The organism is Paraburkholderia lycopersici (assembly GCF_900096975.1).
Lineage (GTDB): Bacteria > Pseudomonadota > Gammaproteobacteria > Burkholderiales > Burkholderiaceae > Paraburkholderia > Paraburkholderia lycopersici.
In genome coordinates, this window is sequence record NZ_FMYQ01000061.1 from 1 (window position 1) to 5,423 (window position 5,423).

The window sequence follows — 5,423 nt, forward strand, 5'->3', positions numbered from 1 at the left end:
TCTTTAAAAATTTACAGCCGATAAGTGTGGGCGCTTGATGCGGCGGCGACCCGGCAGTCCTTCTGGGCGGCCGGGAGCAGCAAAAGTATCAAGAGTCTCACACTAGAGTAAGTCAGGTTTCTGAATTGATTCAGGACCTGTCAGCTTTGAGTGAGCGACCTGTCCGAGAGGACAGAAAACAGTAACAGGTTTGAACTGAAGAGTTTGATCCTGGCTCAGATTGAACGCTGGCGGCATGCCTTACACATGCAAGTCGGACGGCAGCGCGGGCTTCGGCCTGGCGGCGAGTGGCGAACGGGTGAGTAATACATCGGAACGTGTCCAGTAGTGGGGGATAGCCCGGCGAAAGCCGGATTAATACCGCATACGATCTCTGGATGAAAGCGGGGGACCTTCGGGCCTCGCGCTATTGGGGCGGCCGATGGCGGATTAGGTAGTTGGTGGGGTAAAGGCCTACCAAGCCGACGATCCGTAGCTGGTCTGAGAGGACGACCAGCCACACTGGGACTGAGACACGGCCCAGACTCCTACGGGAGGCAGCAGTGGGGAATTTTGGACAATGGGGGCAACCCTGATCCAGCAATGCCGCGTGTGTGAAGAAGGCCTTCGGGTTGTAAAGCACTTTTGTCCGGAAAGAAATCCTTTCTGATAATACCGGAGGGGGATGACGGTACCGGAAGAATAAGCACCGGCTAACTACGTGCCAGCAGCCGCGGTAATACGTAGGGTGCGAGCGTTAATCGGAATTACTGGGCGTAAAGCGTGCGCAGGCGGTGATGTAAGACCGATGTGAAATCCCCGGGCTTAACCTGGGAACTGCATTGGTGACTGCATCGCTGGAGTATGGCAGAGGGGGGTGGAATTCCACGTGTAGCAGTGAAATGCGTAGAGATGTGGAGGAACACCGATGGCGAAGGCAGCCCCCTGGGCCAATACTGACGCTCATGCACGAAAGCGTGGGGAGCAAACAGGATTAGATACCCTGGTAGTCCACGCCCTAAACGATGTCAACTGGTTGTCGGGCCTTCATTGGCTTGGTAACGTAGCTAACGCGTGAAGTTGACCGCCTGGGGAGTACGGTCGCAAGATTAAAACTCAAAGGAATTGACGGGGACCCGCACAAGCGGTGGATGATGTGGATTAATTCGATGCAACGCGAAAAACCTTACCTACCCTTGACATGTACGGAATTTCACTGAGAGGTGGAAGTGCCCGAAAGGGAGCCGTAACACAGGTGCTGCATGGCTGTCGTCAGCTCGTGTCGTGAGATGTTGGGTTAAGTCCCGCAACGAGCGCAACCCTTGTCCCTAGTTGCTACGCAAGAGCACTCCAGGGAGACTGCCGGTGACAAACCGGAGGAAGGTGGGGATGACGTCAAGTCCTCATGGCCCTTATGGGTAGGGCTTCACACGTCATACAATGGTCGGAACAGAGGGTTGCCAAGCCGCGAGGTGGAGCCAATCCCAGAAAACCGATCGTAGTCCGGATCGCAGTCTGCAACTCGACTGCGTGAAGCTGGAATCGCTAGTAATCGCGGATCAGCATGCCGCGGTGAATACGTTCCCGGGTCTTGTACACACCGCCCGTCACACCATGGGAGTGGGTTTTGCCAGAAGTGGCTAGTCTAACCGCAAGGAGGACGGTCACCACGGCAGGATTCATGACTGGGGTGAAGTCGTAACAAGGTAGCCGTATCGGAAGGTGCGGCTGGATCACCTCCTTTCCAGAGCTCATCGCCCGCTGCGTTTAAAGCGCTCACACTTGTCGGCTGTAGAAAAGACAGACTCAGGGGTCTGTAGCTCAGTCGGTTAGAGCACCGTCTTGATAAGGCGGGGGTCGATGGTTCGAATCCATCCAGACCCACCAACTGGTCTGGACGGACAGTCCCCGGAGAAGGCCCTTGGGGGGCATAGCTCAGCTGGGAGAGCACCTGCTTTGCAAGCAGGGGGTCGTCGGTTCGATCCCGTCTGCCTCCACCAATCCTCAATGCACAGCGCTCTGCGGTGGCAGAAGGCTGCGCATTGGCGATTGAGCCAGTCAGGGCGATGCAGGAAACTGTATCGGCTGTCGTTCTTTAACAATCAGGAAGAAGTAGTAAAGAGATTTGTCTGAAACACACCTCGAGATGGGTGTGGAGTAGGTGAATCAGGGTTGTGATTGTATCGATGTATTTTTAAGTTCCTCGAAAGAGGGCTTTGGAATACGGCACAACGCGAAAACTCAGCCTGTAGCGAGTGTGTGCTGGATGAGACACACCCGTTATAGGGTCAAGCGAACAAGTGCATGTGGTGGATGCCTTGGCGATCACAGGCGATGAAGGACGCGGTAGCCTGCGAAAAGCTCCGGGGAGCTGGCAAACAAGCTTTGATCCGGAGATGTCCGAATGGGGAAACCCACTCCGAATGGAGTATCCGTGGCTGAATACATAGGCCATGAGAAGCGAACGCGGCGAACTGAAACATCTAAGTAGCCGCAGGAAAAGAAATCAACCGAGATTCCCAGAGTAGTGGCGAGCGAAATGGGACCAGCCTGCATTCTTTATCTGAACTGTTAGCCAAACGCTCTGGAAAGTGCGGCCATAGCGGGTGATAGCCCCGTAGGCGAAAACAGTCTGGAAGAACTAGGTATGCGACAAGTAGGGCGGGACACGTGAAATCCTGTCTGAAGATGGGGGGACCATCCTCCAAGGCTAAATACTCGTGATCGACCGATAGTGAACCAGTACCGTGAGGGAAAGGCGAAAAGAACCCCGGGAGGGGAGTGAAACAGATCCTGAAACCGCATGCATACAAACAGTCGGAGCCTCGCAAGGGGTGACGGCGTACCTTTTGTATAATGGGTCAGCGACTTACATTCAGTGGCGAGCTTAACCGGATAGGGCAGGCGTAGCGAAAGCGAGTCCGAACAGGGCGTCCAGTCGCTGGGTGTAGACCCGAAACCAGGTGATCTATCCATGGCCAGGTTGAAGGCACGGTAACACGTGCTGGAGGACCGAACCCACTAACGTTGAAAAGTTAGGGGATGAGCTGTGGATAGGGGTGAAAGGCTAAACAAACCTGGAAATAGCTGGTTCTCTCCGAAAACTATTTAGGTAGTGCCTCGTGTCTCACCTTCGGGGGTAGAGCACTGTCATGGTTGATGGGTCCATTGCGGATTACGTCGCCATAGCAAACTCCGAATACCGAAGAGTGCAATCACGGGAGACAGACATCGGGTGCTAACGTCCGGTGTCAAGAGGGAAACAACCCAGACCGCCAGCTAAGGTCCCCAAATATGGCTAAGTGGGAAACGAAGTGGGAAGGCTAAAACAGTCAGGAGGTTGGCTTAGAAGCAGCCACCCTTTAAAGAAAGCGTAATAGCTCACTGATCGAGTCGTCCTGCGCGGAAGATGTAACGGGGCTAAGCCATATACCGAAGCTGCGGATGCACACTAGTGTGCATGGTAGGAGAGCGTTCCGTAAGCCTGCGAAGGTGCACTGGAAAGTGTGCTGGAGGTATCGGAAGTGCGAATGCTGACATGAGTAGCGATAAAGGGGGTGAAAGGCCCCCTCGCCGTAAGCCCAAGGTTTCCTACGCAACGTTCATCGGCGTAGGGTGAGTCGGCCCCTAAGGCGAGGCAGAAATGCGTAGCTGATGGGAAACAGGTCAATATTCCTGTACCAGTGTGAAATGCGATGGGGGGACGGATCGCGGAAGGTTGTCCGGGTGTTGGAAGTCCCGGTCCTTGCATTGGAGAAGGCGCTCTGGCAAATCCGGGCGCAGGATTCAAGGGTGCGAGGCCATCCACTTCGGTGGAGAAGCAACTGGAAGGGGTTCCAGGAAAAGCCTCTAAGCTTCAGTTTCACATTGACCGTACCGCAAACCGACACAGGTGGGCGAGATGAGTATTCTAAGGCGCTTGAGAGAACTCGGGAGAAGGAACTCGGCAAATTGGTACCGTAACTTCGGGATAAGGTACGCCCCTGTAGCTTGATGCGCCTGCGCGCAGAGGGTGAAGGGGTTGCAATAAACTGGTGGCTGCGACTGTTTAATAAAAACACAGCACTCTGCAAACACGAAAGTGGACGTATAGGGTGTGACGCCTGCCCGGTGCCGGAAGATTAAATGATGGGGTGCAAGCTCTTGATTGAAGTCCCGGTAAACGGCGGCCGTAACTATAACGGTCCTAAGGTAGCGAAATTCCTTGTCGGGTAAGTTCCGACCTGCACGAATGGCGTAACGATGGCCACACTGTCTCCTCCCGAGACTCAGCGAAGTTGAAGTGTTTGTGATGATGCAATCTCCCCGCGGCTAGACGGAAAGACCCCATGAACCTTTACTGCAGCTTTGCATTGGACTTTGAACCGGTTTGTGTAGGATAGGTGGGAGGCTGTGAAGCGTGGACGCCAGTCTGCGTGGAGCCGTCCTTGAAATACCACCCTGATCTGTTTGAGGTTCTAACCCTGGTCCGTGAATCCGGATCGGGGACAGTGCATGGCAGGCAGTTTGACTGGGGCGGTCTCCTCCCAAAGGGTAACGGAGGAGTACGAAGGTACGCTAGGTACGGTCGGAAATCGTGCTGATAGTGCAATGGCATAAGCGTGCTTGACTGTGAGACCCACAAGTCGAACAGGTGCGAAAGCAGGTCATAGTGATCCGGTGGTTCTGTATGGAAGGGCCATCGCTCAACGGATAAAAGGTACTCTGGGGATAACAGGCTGATACCGCCCAAGAGTTCATATCGACGGCGGTGTTTGGCACCTCGATGTCGGCTCATCTCATCCTGGGGCTGTAGCCGGTCCCAAGGGTATGGCTGTTCGCCATTTAAAGAGGTACGTGAGCTGGGTTTAAAACGTCGTGAGACAGTTTGGTCCCTATCTGCCGTGGGCGCTGGAAGTTTGAGGGGGCCTGCTCCTAGTACGAGAGGACCGGAGTGGACGAACCTCTGGTGTACCGGTTGTCACGCCAGTGGCATCGCCGGGTAGCTATGTTCGGAAGAGATAACCGCTGAAAGCATCTAAGCGGGAAACTCGCCTCAAGATGAGACTTCCCCGGGGCTTCGAGCCCCTTGAAGGGTCGTTCAAGACCAGGACGTTGATAGGTCAGGTGTGGAAGCGCAGTAATGCGTTAAGCTAACTGATACTAATTGCCCGTAAGGCTTGATCCTATAACAGGTGTGCCTCCCTCCCGCTGCGGAGAGCAGGACACACAGGTCGAGATCATGTGTTGTGCCAGAAACAGCACAGCCCCGATTCACCAGAGCCTCTTTACGCTTCTTCCAGATTGGCTGTGGCGCGCTCACCCGCGACGCAGCAACCCGTCATGCCTGATGACCATAGCGAGTCGGTCCCACCCCTTCCCATCCCGAACAGGACCGTGAAACGACTCCACGCCGATGATAGTGCGGATTGCCCGTGTGAAAGTAGGTAATCGTCAGGCTCCTC

2 tRNA genes and 3 rRNA genes are annotated in these 5,423 nt (G+C 54.8%); all 5 read left to right on the forward strand.

What is annotated here, in order from left to right:
• Positions 1-192 precede the first annotated feature (192 nt).
• The 5 genes from BLU17_RS31840 (at position 193) to rrf (ending at position 5,418) form a co-directional block, all read left to right on the forward strand.
• Positions 193-1,723, forward strand: a 16S ribosomal RNA gene (locus tag BLU17_RS31840).
• A 66-nt stretch (positions 1,724-1,789) separates the two neighbouring features.
• Positions 1,790-1,866, forward strand: a tRNA-Ile gene (locus BLU17_RS31845).
• Between the two features lie 37 nt (positions 1,867-1,903).
• Positions 1,904-1,979 (forward strand) — tRNA-Ala (locus tag BLU17_RS31850).
• A gap of 286 nt (positions 1,980-2,265) precedes the next feature.
• Positions 2,266-5,146: ribosomal RNA gene (locus tag BLU17_RS31855) — 23S ribosomal RNA — on the forward strand.
• 158 nt (positions 5,147-5,304) lie between these two features.
• Positions 5,305-5,418: ribosomal RNA gene (rrf, locus tag BLU17_RS31860) — 5S ribosomal RNA — on the forward strand.
• The 16S, 23S and 5S rRNA genes sit together here with 2 tRNA genes alongside, the layout of an rRNA operon.
• The last annotated feature ends 5 nt before the right edge of the window (positions 5,419-5,423 follow it).